This window comes from Edaphobacter sp. 12200R-103, assembly GCF_010093025.1.
Lineage (GTDB): Bacteria > Acidobacteriota > Terriglobia > Terriglobales > Acidobacteriaceae > Edaphobacter.
This window is the reverse complement of the sequence record NZ_CP048114.1, coordinates 174840-191682: the sequence shown is the minus strand read 5'-3', so window position 1 is coordinate 191682 and position 16843 is coordinate 174840. Positions and strand designations below refer to the sequence as shown.

General features: G+C 60.7%; 12 protein-coding genes and 1 tRNA gene. 5 read left to right on the top strand and 8 right to left on the bottom strand.

The features are described from left to right. Positions 1–68 precede the first annotated feature (68 nt). Positions 69–1955 carry a peptidylprolyl isomerase gene (locus tag GWR55_RS00895; protein ID WP_162400576.1) on the bottom strand — a complete coding sequence of 629 codons (1887 nt, stop codon included), beginning with the start codon at positions 1953–1955 and terminating at the stop codon, positions 69–71. 276 nt (positions 1956–2231) lie between these two features. Between GWR55_RS00895 and GWR55_RS00890 the strand changes: the two genes are divergently transcribed. Both GWR55_RS00890 and GWR55_RS00885 read left to right on the top strand, forming a co-directional pair. Further along, positions 2232–3851, top strand: a complete 1620-nt coding sequence (locus tag GWR55_RS00890; protein ID WP_162400575.1) for a S41 family peptidase — start codon at positions 2232–2234, stop codon at positions 3849–3851. Positions 3852–3939: 88 nt separating this feature from the next. After that, positions 3940–4722: a YbaY family lipoprotein gene (locus GWR55_RS00885; protein WP_162400574.1), complete on the top strand. Its 783-nt coding sequence runs from the start codon at positions 3940–3942 to the stop codon at positions 4720–4722. 64 nt (positions 4723–4786) lie between these two features. On the opposite strand, the gene GWR55_RS00880 is transcribed toward GWR55_RS00885, so the two are convergent. The 3 genes from GWR55_RS00880 to GWR55_RS00870 form a co-directional block, all read right to left on the bottom strand. Next, positions 4787–4861 (bottom strand) — tRNA-Gly (locus GWR55_RS00880). A gap of 72 nt (positions 4862–4933) precedes the next feature. Then, positions 4934–5686, bottom strand: coding sequence for a copper homeostasis protein CutC (locus GWR55_RS00875; protein WP_162400573.1), 753 nt, complete (start codon positions 5684–5686; stop codon positions 4934–4936). Then, the gene (locus tag GWR55_RS00870; protein WP_162400572.1) at positions 5683–8007 is read right to left on the bottom strand and encodes a GH92 family glycosyl hydrolase; all 2325 of its coding nucleotides are present in this window, start codon (positions 8005–8007) and stop codon (positions 5683–5685) included. The genes GWR55_RS00875 and GWR55_RS00870 overlap by 4 nt, the downstream gene beginning before the upstream one ends. A 138-nt stretch (positions 8008–8145) precedes the next feature. Here GWR55_RS00870 and GWR55_RS00865 point away from each other — a divergent pair, with 138 nt between their 5' ends. After that, positions 8146–9630 (top strand): glycoside hydrolase family 125 protein, encoded by a 1485-nt coding sequence (locus GWR55_RS00865; protein ID WP_162400571.1) that lies wholly within the window; start codon positions 8146–8148, stop codon positions 9628–9630. A 7-nt stretch (positions 9631–9637) separates the two neighbouring features. Here GWR55_RS00865 and GWR55_RS00860 read toward each other — a convergent pair whose 3' ends face one another. Beyond that, on the bottom strand, positions 9638–10588 hold the full coding sequence (locus GWR55_RS00860; RefSeq protein WP_238398554.1) for an N-acetylglucosamine kinase: 951 nt from the start codon (positions 10586–10588) through the stop codon (positions 9638–9640). A gap of 128 nt (positions 10589–10716) precedes the next feature. On the opposite strand from GWR55_RS00860, the gene GWR55_RS00855 reads away from it, so the two are divergent. Together GWR55_RS00855 and garD are read left to right on the top strand one after the other, a co-directional pair. Continuing rightward, the gene (locus GWR55_RS00855) at positions 10717–11604 is read left to right on the top strand and encodes an amidohydrolase (RefSeq protein WP_162400570.1); all 888 of its coding nucleotides are present in this window, start codon (positions 10717–10719) and stop codon (positions 11602–11604) included. Between the two features lie 29 nt (positions 11605–11633). Further along, positions 11634–13178 (top strand): galactarate dehydratase, encoded by a 1545-nt coding sequence (gene garD / locus GWR55_RS00850; RefSeq protein WP_162400569.1) that lies wholly within the window; start codon positions 11634–11636, stop codon positions 13176–13178. A gap of 6 nt (positions 13179–13184) precedes the next feature. Here garD and GWR55_RS00845 read toward each other — a convergent pair whose 3' ends face one another. Genes GWR55_RS00845 through kdgD form a run of 3 tightly spaced genes read right to left on the bottom strand, consistent with a single transcriptional unit; the run spans position 13185 to position 16785 of the window. Beyond that, on the bottom strand, positions 13185–14510 hold the full coding sequence (locus GWR55_RS00845) for an enolase C-terminal domain-like protein (RefSeq protein ID WP_162400568.1): 1326 nt from the start codon (positions 14508–14510) through the stop codon (positions 13185–13187). Further along, a complete protein-coding gene (locus tag GWR55_RS00840) occupies positions 14507–15880 on the bottom strand; it encodes an MFS transporter (protein ID WP_162400567.1) in 1374 nt (457 codons plus the stop codon). The genes GWR55_RS00845 and GWR55_RS00840 overlap by 4 nt, the downstream gene beginning before the upstream one ends. Then, positions 15880–16785, bottom strand: coding sequence for a 5-dehydro-4-deoxyglucarate dehydratase (kdgD, locus tag GWR55_RS00835; RefSeq protein ID WP_238398553.1), 906 nt, complete (start codon positions 16783–16785; stop codon positions 15880–15882). Before kdgD ends, GWR55_RS00840 begins: the two co-directional genes overlap by 1 nt. Between the last annotated feature and the right edge of the window lie 58 nt (positions 16786–16843).

Here is a 16843-nt window from a genome sequence, read left to right as displayed (position 1 = left end):
CGGGATAGAAAATGCGAGGCCGGAGCCTCGCATTTTCCGTAACCACCAAACTGAAGTTTAGCGGTTAGCTAGTTCTGTGGCTGGGCGGGTTGGGGAGCCGGTGGCGGCGTCGGCGTCAGACCCTCCGGAGTAGCACCGAGGTCGGGGTTGACCGTAGGAGCGGGAGGCGGCGGCGGGGGCGCTGGAGCAGTGGGCTGATTCTGCAACCTCTCCTTGGGAGCTCCCTTTTGCCGAATCTTCTTCTTCTTTGTGGCCGTGTCGCCATTCAGGCCGAGAGGGGCAGACTGCTCTTTGCGGTCCTCGGTCTCCTGGTTCGAGGCAGGAGCCGGGGTGAAGGCGGCCTTCTGCTTGACGACGGCCTGCTTCTTTGCAGCCTTCTCCTGGGCCTCGGTACGGGACCGGTAGGCGTAGCGGGTCTTGTTCTCGTGCTCCGGCTTCGGAGCAAGCGGATCCTCGTTCGACAGCTGGGCCGAGTTCTCCAGAGGAGCGATTGCGGTTCCCGGAGCAACAGCGGCTCCGGAGTCGGCAGCCTGCGGGGACGAGGCCATACCGGCGCCTTCACCCTCGGCAGTTTCCTGCTGGCCGGGAGGAAGAGCATTGCGCGGAGCCTGACCGAAACGCACCTTCTCGCGCTTGATCTTCTTCGGCTTGGACGCGTTCAGAGCAGCCTGCTGCTTTGGAGCTGCGGAGGGGGTAGCGGAAACTGCCGGGGCGGCGGCGGAAGCAGTCGCTGCGGCACCAGTTGCTGGAGCGGCTGTCTTCTCCTTGCTTACCGTGGAGAAACGCCCGCCGCGATCAAAACGCTGCTTTTCTGCCTTCTTCTTTTTGGGGGCCGGAGGAGCGTATGCGCTGAAGACCGGCTTGGTCTGGTTGGGGCTGGCGCCAGTGTCCACAAAGCCAGGCTTGATATCGATGTAGGCATCTTCCCGCAGCTTGGTCAGGTACGCACGCAGAGCAGGCTGGATCTGCTTCATGTAGATGGCTTCCTGAATCTGCGGTTCAATGTCCTTGAGGGCCGGAACGCCAGCCTGCTGGTGGTCAGTCACCTTGAGGATGACAAAGCCTTGCCGGGTGCGAATGGGAGCCGTGACCCCACCCGTGGGGAGGGAGAAGGTCTGGTCTTCCAGTACCTTCGCGAGAGCTCCGCGCTTGAAGAGGCCGAGGTCGCCTCCCTGCGAAGCGGTCGGGCCGCCGGAGTTCTGCTTTGCCATCTCTGCGAAGTCAGCTCCACCCTTGATCTTCTCTGCAATGGAGTCGGCCTTGGCCTGGGCCTGGGCGACGACGGCATCGCTGGCGTCCGCCGGGGTGGGGATCAGAATCTCGCTCAGATGGACCTGCTCGGGCTGGGCGAACTCGTTCTTATGAGCCTCGTAGTAAGCCTGCTCGGTACCCTGGGTCATCTGGATGTGGCGTCCCACCTCGTCGCGAACGACTTGCTGGGTCAGAATCCCATTGCGGATATTGGCCTTGAAATCCTCAAAGGAGACGCCCTGCTGGGCAGCGGCCTTCTCGAGGGCCTCCATCGAATCCATGTGGTTCTGCTTACGGATCTCATCCAGCCGGCGGATGACCTCGGCATCGGCATTGAGCCCGAGTTCCTTGGCACGCGAGAGCAGCAGCTGCTGGTCGACCATGTCGCGGAGCAGGTTCTTCTGACGATCCTCTGCCTCGGCCTCAGGAACCCGATTCTGCTGATTTTCCGCCGCGAGCTGCTGGATGCTGCGCTCCATGTCGCTGCGGCTGATGATGCGGTCGTTGACACGCGCAATCACATCTTCGACAACGACCCCATCCGGGGTGATGGCAGCGGGAGTGGGAAGGGTGATCTGTTGCTGAGGCTCATTGGGGACGGCGAGCGGACTCTGGTAGCGCGGCGCCTGTGCCAGGGCCGCAACCGGCAGTATCAGCAGACTGAAGCTGCATACCGCCCTGAACTGCGAGATTCTAAAGGTCATCGTCACTCGTTATCTATAGACATCGACGGACAAGGTTCCTGCGACCGGCAAACTTCCTCATTCCGGTTGGACTCACCAGGAGGAGGGACGATATCCGTCTCAACATTCTAAACGCGCCTGCGGGAAGAGGCGAATCGGGCCGGCGCGAACGAGAAAATGCTTACCGTCGAATGCTATACTCCGTCCTAATACAGGGCGTTTTTCTCACCCTCGCCCTCACAACCGTTCTGCGTGTCTGTTTGCGCAGTTCCTGCGTTTTTCGAGGTTACCTGACCGATGGCACCCCGCACACGTCGCACCCTGCTCGCCGCCACTGTCTTTCTGGCCACCTGTGGGGTGGCCGGCACATTCATTAACCAGAGGGTGGATGCGCAGTCGGCAACCGATGAATCGACCCTGCGCGACAGTCTGCGAAGCTTTACCAACGTCTACTCGCTGGTGGAGCAGAACTATGCCGACAAGATGACCCAGGACAAGGCGGATAAGGCCATCTACGATGGCGCCATTCCAGGCATGCTGCACGTGCTCGACCCGCACTCGAACTTCTACGATCCCAAGGCATACGCCCAGATGCGCGAGGATCAGCATGGAAGGTACTACGGCGTGGGGATGACTATCCAGCCGCAACCCGATCCGAATGCGAAGAACGGAACCAAGATTGTGGTCGTGTACCCGTTTGAGAACACGCCCTCGTTCCGCGCTGGGATCAGGCCGGGCGACACGATTTTGACGGTGGATGGCAAGAGCACGGATGGCATGGATACGGCGGCGGTCGCCTCGCTTCTGAAGGGTCCCCGTAACACTCATGTGCGCGTCACGATGGCCCGTGAAGGGTCTGCCAAGCCGCTGGAGTTCGACCTGGTCCGCGATGAGGTAACCCGCCCTTCGGTCGATCTCGCCTTCCTGATCCGGCCCGGTATCGGCTACATGCACGTTACCAACTTCATGGAGACGACAAGCCGCGAGGTGGGCGATGCATTGGACCGCTTTGGAAATATCAAGGGGCTGGTGATCGATCTGCGCGGCAATCCAGGCGGCCTGCTGAACGAGGCCGTCAATATGAGCGACAAGTTCCTGCAGAAGGGACAGATCGTCGTCTCGCAGCGTGGACGCGCCTTCCCCGACCAGGTTTACCGGGCGGCTCATGGTTCCGACTCCAAGTTCCCGATCGTCGTGCTGGTGAATCGCAATACGGCTTCGGCGGCAGAGATCGTATCGGGCGCCCTGCAGGACCATGATCGCGCCCTGATCGTAGGAGAGACGACCTTCGGCAAGGGGCTGGTGCAGACCGTCTTCCAGACGTCAGAGAACACCGGGCTGGCGTTGACGACCTACCACTACTACACGCCTTCAGGACGCCTGATCCAGCGCAACTATAATCACGTTTCGCTGTACGACTACTACTACGTTCGCGACAACGGATCGCAGAAGGACAAGGCCAATCGCGAGGTAAAGCTGACGGATTCGGGGCGCACGGTGTACGGTGGCGGCGGAATTACTCCAGATGAGGCGATTGAAAACTACAAGACCAACCGCTTCCAGGATTCGCTGCTGCAGAACCTTGCCTTCTTCAAGTTCACGCAGCACTACATGGCGGCGCACAACTCGGTCAGCAAAGACTTCACGGTGGATGACGCTGTTCTGCAGGAGTTCAAGACCTTCCTGAAGTCGCAGAACATCGACTACACCGATCAGGACATCGCCGGAGTGGAAGACTGGGTGAAGGAGAGCATCAAGAGCGATCTGTTCACGACCCAGTTTGGACAACTGGAGGGCCTGAAAGTACGCGCCGAGTGGGACCCGCAGATTGCCAAGGCGATCACGTATATACCTGCGGCGGAGAGCCTGCAGGAACACCTGAAGCTGGCGCTGAAGACAAATCCTGCGCACAACTAGCTCATGAAAACGAAAATGCCCGCATCGAAGAAGATGCGGGCATTTTTATTTGCGCGGCTGATTGCACAGAAGAATGGGAGGAGGCTGGATGAGAGTTCATCTTCCAATGGCCGTAACACTGGCGTACTGCCTGGTTCTGTCCTGCCCAGCGCCGGGTCTGGCCCAGGGGCAACTGGCGGTTGACGGGACAGCGACCTATCGTGAACGGATGGCTCTTCCTCCGGACGCAGTCTTTGAGGCGACGCTGACCGACGTTTCGCGGGCGGACGCTGCAGGGCAGGCCGTGGGGCAGACGCGAATCGAGCAGCCGGGCAATCCCCCCTTCCATTTCAGCATTCCGTACGATCCTGGGCAGATTCAGCCGAACCATATCTATGCGGTTCGCGGCCGAATCGTTGAAGGCAATCGCGTCCTGTTTACGAGCAGCCAGCGTTATCAGGTTCTGACACAAGGACACGGAAGCGAGATCGGGATGATGATGATGCAGCGTGTGCAGGGATCCGGGCAGACTGAGCCGGCGGCGGTTCCTCTGCGTGAGACTTACTGGAAGCTGGAGGAGATCGCCGGAAAGGCCGTCTCTCCGGCAGAGCAGCAGCGGGAGGCGCACCTGATCTTCAGCGCGCAGGGCGGCCGCGTCTCGGGTTCCGGAGGATGCAATCGGATTGCAGGATCCTATGAGGTCAGTGGTGCGTCGCTGCAGTTTCGAGGCGTCGCTTCGACCAGGATGGCCTGCGCGCGCGGGATGGAGACGGAGTCAAGGTTTCTAGGCTCGTTGGAGCAAGTGCGTCGCTGGAAGATCTCCGGAAGAGAGCTGCAACTGCTGGGCAGCGATGACACGGTGCTTCTGAGTCTTACGGCACAGCCACAGTGAAGATCATGAGGCGTGAAGATAAACACGCATCAATTGCGTGAGAGCCGCGCATTTTTTTAGGAATTGGAGCGGGAGACCGGGATCGAACCGGCGACATTCAGCTTGGGAAGCTGACGTTCTGCCACTGAACTACTCCCGCTTGGTGGAGGGTTCTTCTTCATCATAGCGCCTGCGGGTTCGGAGGTGAAGTGCCCTCTCTCGCTTGCTCTTATTACGGTTCTGGGTGCTCTACGCTGCGTAGCTCCTGAAGGAGGGCGCGGATGCCTTCCGGATGAACAGACGACGCGAGCTTTGACCCCGAGGGCAACGCAGCGCCTTCTTTATGCGTGAAGGTATTTGCCGGCCGGCGAAGCAGGCTGCCGTGAAAGTGGTGCGCCCTGGACTGCCGCGCGACTGCAGCCGCATTTTCGATTCGCAGACCTCCGCCTGCGGCAATCGCGATACGGTCAGCGGCAAGCTGGACCAGCCTGTGGAGGTTCGCGGCTCCAGCGACTACATCCCGTTCTCCGCCTGAGGTCAGGATTCTGCGGCATCCTGTCGCGACAACATCTTCGAGTGCGTCGTCGAGGGAGGGCGTGAGGTCGAAGGCCCCGTGGAAGGTGACCTCGAGAGGCGCGGCCAGTTCCACCAACTCATACGTGCGCTCGATGTCGATTGTGGCATCGGGGTGAAGCACACCTACGACGAAGCCGGTGGCTCCGAGAGAACGTGCGTGAAGAAGGTCTTCGCGGATAAGTGCGAATTCATCGGGGCTGTAGACAAAGCCGCCTGCGCGAGGACGTAAGAGGACATAAACGGGAAGGCCGCTGCGTTCGACAGCGGCCCGGATGAGAGCGTGGCTCGGCGTCAGACCGTCTTCGCTGAGCGCCGAGCATAACTCGATTCGAGCGGCTCCGCCTTCGCCTGCAGCCAGACAGGCCTGCAGGCTCTCAGCGCAGAGCTCGAAGGTGATGTCGTGCTTCACGCGAGCTTGAGGGAAGGCGGAAGGACGGCAGGATCCGTACCGAACGATGTATTCGGTTCCGGGCCCATCGTGAAGACGAGCTTTGCTCCATCAGCGATTTCGGAATGATGGAACCACGCCTGTTTCTGTTCCTTACCATTCAGCGAGAAGGCCTGGATGTATTGATGTGAGGGGTCCTTGCGATCGACAACGATCTCCAGCTTCTTGCCGCGGGAGAGCTCAAGCGTCGCGCTCTCAAAGAGCGGCGAACCCAGGACGTAGTTTCCGCTGACGGGATCGACGGGATAGAAGCCGAGCGAGCTGAGGATGTACCAGGCCGACATCTGGCCCACGTCCTCGTTGCCCTGCATTCCGTCGGGCTTGGCGGCGTACATCGTATCCAGCAAGCTGCGGACACGTGCCTGGGTCTTGTACGGTGCACCGGCGTAGACGTAGAGGTACGAGATGTGGTGCGAAGGCTCGTTGCCGTGCGCGTATTGGCCAACCATGCCCGCGATGTCCGGCGGAGCGTCCTCGGGAAGATCGCTCGGTACGGTGAAGAGCTGGTCGAGCTTGGTGAGGAATGGCTCACGACCACCGAAGAGATCGATCAGGCCGGCAGCGTCGTGCTGCACGCCGAAGGTCGTCTGCCAGGCGTTCGATTCGGTGTAGTCGCGCCACTTCTTCGTGTGCCCCATGTCGATGGGGTTGAAGGGAGCCGTCCAGTTGCCGTCCTCGAGCTTGGGACGCATGAAGCCGACCGACTTGTCGAAGTAGTTGCGGTAGTTGGTGGAGCGTTTCGCGAGCATCTGGGCGTCGTCGTTCTTGCCCAGTTTGCGGGCGACGTGCGCGATGGACCAGTCGTCGTAGCAGTACTCGAAGGTCTTCGAGACAGACTCTCCCTCTTTGTCGGCGGGGATATAGTGCAGCTTGCGATAGTAGCCGAGGCCACGGTAGTCATCGACCATCGCACGCTTCATCATCAGGCTGTATGCCTTCTCGTAGTCGATGCCGGTAAAGCCCTTGTTGCACGCCTCGGAGATGACCGCAGCCGAGTGGTAGCCCGTCATGGTGCCGGTTTCGGTCGACATCAGGGGCCACACGGGCATGCCTTCCGGACTCTGCTCTGCCATGCGAATGAGGGCGTTCATAAATAAGGGGACACGCTCCTGTTCGATGAGCGTATAGGTCGGATGGGCCGCGCGGAAGGTATCCCACAGCGAAAAGGTGGAGAACTGATGCTGGCCCGCAGGAAGGGTGTGAATCTCGTTGTCCATTCCGCGATAGCGGCCGTCGACGTCGTCGAAGAGTGTGGGGCCTAGCGAAAGATGATAGAGCGCCGTGTAGAAGATGTGCTTGTGGGTCTCGTTCGCCGTGGCGACCCGCATCTTCGAGATCTGGCGGCGCCAGATCTGCTTCGCATTTGCGCGGACCTTGTCGAAGTTCCAGCCGGGAGCCTCGGCCGCGAGATTCTTCGCGGCGCCGTCTGCATCGACGCCCGAGATGCCGGTCTTCATCAGAATGCGCTCATTGGCTTTGGTGGAGAAGTAGAGCACGCACTTGAGGTGCTTCCCCTTCAGGTCCTCGCCTGCTGCAGGCGCAGGAACTTCCTTGTCGTCGGAGTAGAAGACGATCTTCTCGGGCTTCTTAGAGACCTTCAGGGTGAAGTAGGCGTGGCGGTTCTTGCCCCATGCCGAGGTGCGTCTTCCACCTGCCAGGGTATCGGGTGCGACCACGCGCAGCTCGGCTGAGTCGCAGGGGCCTTCGCCCGGACCATAGCCGTGCTGCAGGTCGAGGATCAGGTACGACTTGTCGCTTGCAGGGAAGGTGTAACGATGCAGCCCCGTGCGCTCGGTCGCGGTCAGCTCGGCGCGAACCTTGTAGTCCTTGAGGGTAACGGAGTAGTAGCCGGGCTCCGTGCGCTCCTCTTCGTGATCGAAGCGCGAGCGATAGCCTTCATCGGGATTGCTGCGATCGCCGGGGACGAGCTTTGCGTCTCCTGTGCCTGCCATGACGAGGAAGTCGAGAAGGTCGCCGCAGCCGGTACCGCTGAGATGCGTATGGCTGAAGCCCATGATGGAGCTGTCGGAGACGTGGTATCCGGAGCACCAGTCCCAGCCGTCGTTGAAGGTGTCGGGGCTGAGTTGAACCATGCCGAACGGCAGCGCCGCACCGGGGAAGCAGTGCCCATGGCCACCGGTTCCGATGCGCGGATCGACCCACTGCAGGGGGTCTTCGTCTTTCTGTCCGTTTGTGGCGGCAAAGGCCAGCTTATCGATGGGTAACGCGCTCGCAGCGCAGACAGCAGCGCTCCGCTCCAGGAATCTTCTACGACTGATCATGCATTCTCCGATTGGCAGAGATTTCAGAAAGAACTGTCACACTGAGCGGACAGCCCCAGGGCAGCAGGTATTGTCATCATTCTCGCGTAAGCGATGACGCACCGGCAACTATGGGAGAATGACACCAAGCCAAATTCAATGAATCCACCAGCATCCATCTCCAGCAGACGCCGCTTTCTTCGTTCCGCCGCAGCCACTGTTATCGCGCCTTCGATGGCTGCAAGTATGCAGGCTGCAGGCGTTGAGCCTCAATCCTCAATCCAGCTTCCGGAGGTAAAGGCCCCCTGGGACATGTCGCAGGGGCGTCCAAAGCCAGCGGACCGCAAGTTTCACAGCGACGCTGTCGAGGCGTTTCTGAAAGAGCGGAGCGCGCGGATTCCCGATCCTGAGCTGGCATCGCTCTTTGTCTCGTGCTTTCCCAACACGCTGGATACGACGGTTGAGCCGGGCACATTTGAAGGCAAGCCCGATACTGCCGTGATTACCGGCGATATTTCGGCGATGTGGTTGCGCGATTCGTCTGCGCAGGTATGGCCGTATCTTCCCCTGGCAAAACAGGACCGTCGGCTTCGCGATCTGCTGGAGGGCGTGATTCGCAGGCAGGCGCGATGCATCCTCATCGATCCGTACGCCAACGCCTTTATGGCCGACCTCAACGCTCCGGCACTGCCCTGGAGCCTGAAGGACAAGACCGAACTCCGTCAGGGTGTAGGGGAGCGCAAATGGGAGGTGGATTCGCTCTGCTATCCCATCCGCCTGGCACATGGCTACTGGAAGCAGACGGGCGATACGGGACCATTCGATCAGCGCTGGCGTGATGCGATGAAGGTGATCGTCGACACCTTCCGTGTCCAGCAGCGCAAGCATGGCGATGGGCCGTACCGTTTTCAGCGGGAATCGAACGCCTCTACAGAGACGCTGCCCGCGGCGGGCCTGGGAAATCCAGTCCGCCCGGTCGGACTGATCGCCTCTGGATTCCGGCCATCGGACGATGCTTGTATCTTCCCATTCCTGGTTCCGTCGAATTTGTTTGCGGTTACGTCGATGCGTCAGCTTGCAGAGATGGCGCACGTAATTCTGCACGATGAGGGACTTGCTCGCAATGCCAGCTCGCTTGCCGAAGAAGTAGAGAAGGCGCTGCGCGAGCACGCCATCGTTTCAACGCCCGAGGGAACCATCTGGGCCTACGAGGTGGATGGGTACGGCAGCCGGTTATTGATGGACGACGCCAACGTTCCCAGCCTGCTTGGACTTCCCTACCTCGACAGCTCGCCGGACGCAGCACTGTATGCGCGGACCCGAGCCTTCTGCTGGAGCAAGCGGAACCCGTGGTTCTTTCAGGGAACGGCCGGGGAAGGTATCGGTGGACCGCACCTCGGGCGCGATATGATCTGGCCAATGTCCCAGATCATCTATGCATTTACCAGCCAGCAGGACAGCGAGATTCACAATGCTGTCGGCATGCTCAAACGATCGGCGGCTGGGTTCGGGTTCATGCACGAGAGCTATTTCAAGGACGATCCGAAGCGCTTTACGCGTCCCTGGTTTGCCTGGGCCAATACTCTTTTCGGAGAGCTTATCGGCACGCTTGCGGTGAGCCGTCCGCAGGTGTTGCGAACCTGATCAGCGATCAGCCGTGGCGGGCGTGCCAGAGAGCACCCAGGAGAGGGTCAACCATATCCGGAATAACCTTCAGATCGGGAAACTCCTGACGAAGGACTTCGACGATGCCGTTGCGAATCGCCGGGACATGCTCGAGGATGCTGCCCGTAAATGCCAGATCGGGAAGCCAACCGGCGCGAGAGTTCTCACTGCGCAGACGGTCAATGACGATGTGGGCCAGGTGTGCCAGTTCCTCGGCCTCACGGCGCAGGACACGCTGCGCGACGGCATCGCCTGCATCGGCGCAGGCAACCACCACAGGGGCAAGCCTGGTGAGGTCGGGAGAAGGAATCTGGTTGGCGTAGGCGACGAGATCGTCGAAGTCCCTGAGGTTCCATGCCTGGAGGATCGCCGGCAACAGCTGCGTCTCTCGTTCCTCATCGTAAGCCAGGGCGGCATCGCGCAGGGCCTGCTGTCCAATACGCGCGCCTGATCCCTGATCCGCCAGCGCCGGGCCCCATCCACCCGCGGTAGTCAGCTTGCCTGCAAGACTTCGACCGGCGACGTTCGATCCGGTGCCAGCCATCACCAGCACACCGGGCCCGCCAAAAAATGCTCCGTCGAGCGCGATCTCCACATCGCCCACAAGAACCAGCGATCCGCCCACACGCTCGGCGAAGATTTTTTTGATCCAGTCCGTCACGAGAGGCACCGTTACTCCGGCGGCGCCTACGCAGCTTCGGGTTATATCGCGGACAGAACGCCCGGACTTTGCCTCGATCTCGCGGATCGCCGTGTCGAAGTTCTGCCCGGCGGTATTGGCGTCCGTGCGCATCCGCTTGATCGTGCCTCCACGTACGCGCGCCAGCTCGTTCGTCTCATCGGCTAAAACATACTCGGTCTTGGTTCCGCCCAGGTCTACTGCAAGGTAAAGCGCCAACGTTTCGTCCTCGTGCCGGTCATCGTCCCAGAGGATCATCCTTCGATGAGGGACGATTTATCGTAACTGACAAAACCCATAAACCGGAATCTCCGCACAGCGACGAGGCTTTCGCAACGCAAAAGCGTCTCCTAAGATGGATGGCGGCTTCGGGAGAGCCTGCACCGATGGATCGTCGCTCGTTCCTCAAGGGATCCTTTGCCCTGCTGGGGTCTCTCCCTCAGCAGGGCGCGCAACACACGATCATGATCGATTCGCATGTCCACGTCTGGAAACACTCTCCCGGGTTTCCCTTTGCCGCCGGAGCGAAGGTTCCGGAGTTCGATCTCGCGGCCGAGGACCTTCTCGCCCTGATGTCCGCCAACGGGGTCGCGCGGACGGTGCTGATCCAGGTCATCCACTATCGCTGGGACAATCGTTACCTTCTGGATGTCCTGCATCGCTATCCGGAAAAATTTCACGGCGTCTGCAGGGTCGATCCTGAAGATCCCGCAGCGCCGGACCACCTGAGCGAGCTGACAGAGACCGGATGCCACGGCGTCCGGCTGAGCCCCGGCGTCTCTGCAGAGAGCGACTGGTTTCGCGGACCTCTGATGGCTCCTTTATGGAAGCGGTGCGCTCAGCTAAAGGTCCCGATGACGCTGCTGCTGCCTGCTTCCCGCCTGCCGGATGCCGCCGTATGGATTGAGAAGAATCCCGACCTCGACGTCGTCATCGACCACATGGCGGACATCCCCGCCGGAGATACGAAGCAACTGCAGCTTCTGCTGGCACTGGCGCGCTATCCACGGGTGTTCGTCAAAATCTCGCATATATGGTCGCTTTCTCGTCAGGCGTTTCCTTATCTCGACCTGACGGACCAGATCCTTCGTCTGCGCGACGCCTTTGGTTCAAGCCGCCTGATGTGGGGAACGGACTGGCCGATTGTGCGCGAGCGGCTGTCCTACAGCCAGCGGGTCGCACTCTACCGCGACCATTTAGGATTTCTATCAGGCACGGAGCGCGAAGACATCCTGTACAGGACCGTGCAGCGTGTCTGGCCATTCGGCCTGTAGTCGCCTCGCCAGAAAGAGTTTTCTTCACTATGCCAATCTTCGATCCACGCTATGTTCAGGTTCATCCCGCGGACAACGTCGCCATCGTCGTAAACGAAGGCGGCCTGCCTGCAGGAGCTGTCTTTGCATCAGGACTGGCGCTCACGGAGGCGGTTCCAGAGGCACACAAGGTCGCCTTGACCGCAATTCCCGCAGGAGCAGCCGTGGTTCGCTATGGCGTTGTGATCGGCTACGCAGCCACGGAGATCGCGGCCGGAAGCTGGGTGCATGAAGGGATTCTAACGCTGCCGCAGCCACCGGCGCTCGATCGGCTCCCAGGGCCTGCGGAGGATCCGTCTTCCCTTCCTCCGCTTGAAGGCTTCACCTTCGAAGGCTATGTGAATGATGACGGGTCCGTGGGGACGAAGAACATCCTCGGCATCAGCACTACCGTCCAGTGCGTCTCGGCCACGGTGGAGTATGCGGTCAAGCGGATCAAGGCCGAACTGTTGCACCGCTACCCCAACGTTGACGATGTCATCGCCATTACGCACCTGTACGGCTGCGGTGTAGCCATCGATGCTCCCGGTGCCGAGATTCCCATCCGTACGCTGCGCAACCTGAGCCTGAATCCGAACCTCGGTGGGGCCCCCATGGTCGTCAGCCTGGGCTGCGAGAAGCTGCAGCCCGTGCGAATGCTCCCCAGCAGCACACTGCCGGTGCTGTCTTCAGAACCTTACGTGGTACGGCTGCAGGATGAGGAGCACCGCAGCTTCGGAGAGATGGTCGAGGCCATCATGAAGATGGCCGAGCATCGGCTGGCCCAACTCAACCAGCGCCGCCGCGTCACCCGTCCTGCATCGGATCTCGTCGTCGGGCTGCAGTGTGGGGGAAGCGATGCGTTCTCCGGCGTGACTGCGAATCCCGCTGTCGGGTATGCAGCGGACCTGCTGGTGCGTGCCGGAGCAACAGTGATGTTCTCTGAGGTCACCGAGGTTCGCGACGCTATCGACCTGCTGACCGTGCGTGCTGCCACGCAGGAGGTCGCTGACGGCCTGGCACGGGAGATGGACTGGTACGACCGCTATCTGGAACGCGGGGGCGTCGATCGCAGCGCGAATCCTACGCCCGGCAACAAGAGCGGCGGTTTGACCAACATCGTCGAAAAGGCGCTGGGCTCTATCGTCAAATCCGGTTCCACTCCCATTCGCGGGGTCTTCGGTCCGGGCGAACGCGTCACCACCAAGGGCCTGGTCTTTGCGGCGACTCCTGCCAGCGATTTCGTCTGCGGAACGCTGCAACTGGCGGCATCGATGAACATGCACGTCTTCACGACAGGACGAGGCACGCCTTACGGGCTGGCCATGGCGCCGGTGATCAAAGTAGCCTCGCGGACGGCGCTCGCAGAACGCTGGTCCGATCTGATCGACGTCAACGCCGGAACCATCGCGACGGGAGAAGCCACGATTCCGCAGGTGGGTGAGGAGATCTTCCGGCTGATCCTGGACGTTGCCAGCGGCCGCAGCAAGACCTGCGCCGACCGATGGGGGCTGCACAACGAGTTTGCACTCTTCAACCCTGCACCAATCACCTAGACGTACTCAGCAGAGGCAGGGGCGCCTCGGATCGAACTTCCAGTCTGGCCGCAGGAACTGCATGGCAGCGGCATCGTCTCGTGCGCCCAGACCAACTTCACTATAGAGCCTATGGGCGGCCTCGACCTGCTCCATATCGAGTTCGATGCCCAGGCCGGGGCGATCGGGAACGGTTAGCTTGCCTCCAACGATCCTGAGCGGATCTACCGTCAGGCTCTGACCGTCCTGCCATATCCAGTGCGTGTCAATTGCCGTCGTTCTTCCGGGCGCCGCCGCAGCCACATGGGTGAACATCGCCAGCGAGACATCGAAGTGGTTGTTGGAATGCGACCCCCACGTAAGTCCCCACTCGCGACAGAACTGCGCTACCTGGACGGAGCCCTGCATGGTCCAGAAGTGCGGGTCGGCTAGAGGGATGTCGACCGCGTGTAACTCTGCGGCGTAGCGAAGCTGGCGCCAATCGGTCGCGATCATGTTGGTGGCAGTTGGTAAACCCGTCGCGCGGCGAAAGTCAGCCATGATCTCTCGTCCGGAGAATTCGCGCTCTGCTCCGCAGGGGTCCTCTGCGTAAGCCAGCACCTTCTGCTTGCCCGTACAGAGCCGCACAGCCTCTTCGAGGGACCACGCGCCATTGGGATCGAGCGTGATGCGCGCCTCTGGGAAGTGCTCCGCGAGGGCGGTCACCGTCTCAATCTCCTGTTCGCCCGGTAGTACGCCGCCCTTCAGCTTGAAGTCACGAAAGCCGTAACGAGCCTTCGCCGCTGCAGCGAGCTTCAAAACAGCCTCGGTGGTCAGCGCTTCTTCGTGGCGCAACCGCAGCCAGTCATCTGCGTTCCGTTCGTCGCTCCCGTAGGCGAGGTTCGTCTTTTTCCGGTCTCCTATGTAGAAGAGGTAGCCAAGAACGTCCACCTTGTTGCGCTGCTGTCCTTCACCGAGCAGCTCCGCCACGGGCACCCCGAAAAACTGGCCGAACAGGTCGAGCAGAGCGGATTCGATGGCAGTGACGGCATGCACCGTCGTCCGCAGATCGAAGGTCTGCAGCCCGCGTCCTTCGGTGTCGCGGTCGGCAAAGCGCTCCTGCACGGATTTCAGAATCTGCTTGTACAGGGCGATCCGCTTGCCTTCCACGAGAGAACGGCTCTCTTCGAGCACGGAGCGGATCTTCTCGCCGCCGGGAACCTCACCTACGCCGACCGAGCCGTTATCGTCGGTAAGGATGACGAGGTTGCGCGTGAAGTACGGGGCATGCGCTCCACTCAGGTTCAGCAGCATCGAGTCGCGTCCGGCAACCGGCACGACCCGCATGGATTTAACACGTGGAGATTCGTTCATGCTTTTCCGTCCGCAGGCTCGGGCAGCTTGAGGTCGACACGCTTGATCTCGCCGACGATGGGCAGGTACGCGATGATCGCCATCAATGCCGTCGCTACCACGAAGATCAGCGCATCATGGAACGAGCCGGTGCGCTTGACGATGTAGCCGATGATGATCGGCGTCGTGATCCCGGCGAGATTGCCGATCAGGTTGAACAGACCGCCGTTGACTCCGATCAGCGGCTTGGGCGAGGTATCTGCGATCACCGTCCAGCCGAGCGCTCCGAAACCCTTGCCGAAGAACGCCAGTGACATCAGCACCATCACGACCCACTCCGCATTGGCATAGTTGCAGCCAATCATCGTCACCGAGAGCAGCATGCCCGCGACGATGGGAGTCTTGCGCGCGAACGAGAGCGAGCGCCCGCTCTTGAGCAGCCTGTCGGAGACCACGCCGCCCAGGATGCCACCGGCGAATCCGCAGAGCGCGGGCAACGCCGCCATCACGCCAACCTTGGTAATGGACATGTGACGAGCCCGGCTTAGATACACCGGGAACCAAGTCAGGAAGAACCACGTCAGCGTGGTAATGCAATACTGGCCGATGTAAATGCCCACCAGCATGCGGTTGCTCAGCAGCATTTTGATTGCTGCCCAAGTCAGCTTCGGCGCCTTCGCTGCCGATGCGGAGCCCGCGCCGGGATCGATGTTGACCAGACCGCCGCCGCGTTCGATGTAGTCGATCTCGCCCCGGTTGATTCTGGGATGCGACTTCACGCCGTAGACGACGTTGTACCAGACGAAGCTCAACACGATGCCCGCTGTGCCGACGAACCAGAAGCACTGTTTCCATCCCCAGGCGTTGCTGATCCATCCCAGGATGGGAGCGAAGAGGACAAGCGAAAAGTACTGCGATGCGTTGAAGATCGCGGAGGCTGTGCCACGCTCAGCCGTAGGAAACCAGCTGGCGACGATGCGCCCATTGCCGGGAAAGACCGGAGACTGCACCATTCCGGAGACGAGGCGAAGTGCAAAGATGGTAAGGAAGGCGAGCGTAGCCGGAAGGTAGCCGGCAAAGCCAGCCAGAATGGCGCAGGTGGACCAGCCGATGATGCTGATGCCGTAGATTCGCTTCGACCCGAAGCGGTCGAGCAAACCGCCCGCAGGCAGCTGCCCCACCACATACGCCCAGCTGAAGCCGGAGAACAGGTAGCCCAGCCGGACCGCATCCATGTGCAGGTCCTTCGAGAAGCTGATTCCGGCGATTGAGAGCATCACCCGGTCGCCATAACTGAAGCAGCTTGCGATGAAGAGCATCAGCACAATCTGATAACGAACACGCGTGGGCCTCTGCTCTGGTGAGCCCGGTTCGTCCGCTGCCGTCACCATCAGTTGCGGCTTCCTATCAGTTTGGTCAGCTCATCCAGGTCCGCCTGGCTAAGGTCCACCAACGGAGGCCGCACCGGGCCTGCGGGTCTCCCAATCGCATTCAGACCGGCCTTCACGATGGAAACGGCGTAACCCTTACGTCGATTGCGTATCCCAATGTAGGGCAGCACAAACTCCCGCAGCCCCGCGTACACCTTCTCGTGATCGCGTCTGCGCACGGCTGCGTAAAAGTCCTGCGCGAACTGCGGAAGGAAGTTGAAGATAGCCGAAGAGTAGGTCGTAACCCCCATCTCCAGGTACGGTAGTGCGAAGGTCTCCGCCGTTGGCAGACCGCCTACATAGGTAAGCCGATCGCCAAGCCGGGCATAGATGCGGGTCATCAGTTCGATATCGCCATAGCCATCCTTGAAGCCGATGAGGTTGGGGCAGCGATCGCAGAGCTCCGCCAGGGTCACATCGTCCATCACCGCGTTGTCGCGGTTGTACACGATCACTCCCAGGCCTGTGGAGGCGCATACGGCCTCAACATGCGCGGCCAGACCTGCGGGCTCAGAGTTCACGAGGTAAGGAGGCAGTAGAAGGATGCCATCTGCTCCTGCATCTTCTGCGGATTTTGCGAACTCTTTCGCGATGGCCGTGCCGTAGCCGCAGCCTGCAAGCACTGGAACCCGGCCCGCCGTCTCATCAACGGCTGCCTTTACGATCTCCCCATATTCGCCAAGAGCAAGCGAGAAGAACTCCCCCGTTCCGCCAGCAGCGAAGAGCCCGGCCGGCTTGTACTGCAATAGCCAGGAGAGATGTTCGCGATACGGTGTTTCATCAAACGTAAGGTCCTGCCTGAAATGCGTCACCGGAAAAGAGAGAAGGCCCTCGCCGATCTTCCTGGCCATCTCAGACGGATTCATCTTTGCCATCCTGCACCCTGCACGCGAAATTTGTTTACTCACTATACCGCAGAGATAT

Coding starts and splice junctions, on each gene's coding strand:
- GWR55_RS00860 (WP_238398554.1), bottom strand. CDS start 10,588: ATGATCCTCTGGGACGATGACCGGCACGAGGACGAAACGTTGGCGCTT.
- GWR55_RS00890 (WP_162400575.1), top strand. CDS start 2,232: ATGGCACCCCGCACACGTCGCACCCTGCTCGCCGCCACTGTCTTTCTG.
- kdgD (WP_238398553.1), bottom strand. CDS start 16,785: ATGAATCCGTCTGAGATGGCCAGGAAGATCGGCGAGGGCCTTCTCTCT.
- GWR55_RS00885 (WP_162400574.1), top strand. CDS start 3,940: ATGAGAGTTCATCTTCCAATGGCCGTAACACTGGCGTACTGCCTGGTT.
- GWR55_RS00870 (WP_162400572.1), bottom strand. CDS start 8,007: ATGATCAGTCGTAGAAGATTCCTGGAGCGGAGCGCTGCTGTCTGCGCT.
- garD (WP_162400569.1), top strand. CDS start 11,634: ATGCCAATCTTCGATCCACGCTATGTTCAGGTTCATCCCGCGGACAAC.
- GWR55_RS00855 (WP_162400570.1), top strand. CDS start 10,717: ATGGATCGTCGCTCGTTCCTCAAGGGATCCTTTGCCCTGCTGGGGTCT.
- GWR55_RS00840 (WP_162400567.1), bottom strand. CDS start 15,880: ATGGTGACGGCAGCGGACGAACCGGGCTCACCAGAGCAGAGGCCCACG.
- GWR55_RS00895 (WP_162400576.1), bottom strand. CDS start 1,955: ATGACCTTTAGAATCTCGCAGTTCAGGGCGGTATGCAGCTTCAGTCTG.
- GWR55_RS00845 (WP_162400568.1), bottom strand. CDS start 14,510: ATGAACGAATCTCCACGTGTTAAATCCATGCGGGTCGTGCCGGTTGCC.
- GWR55_RS00865 (WP_162400571.1), top strand. CDS start 8,146: ATGAATCCACCAGCATCCATCTCCAGCAGACGCCGCTTTCTTCGTTCC.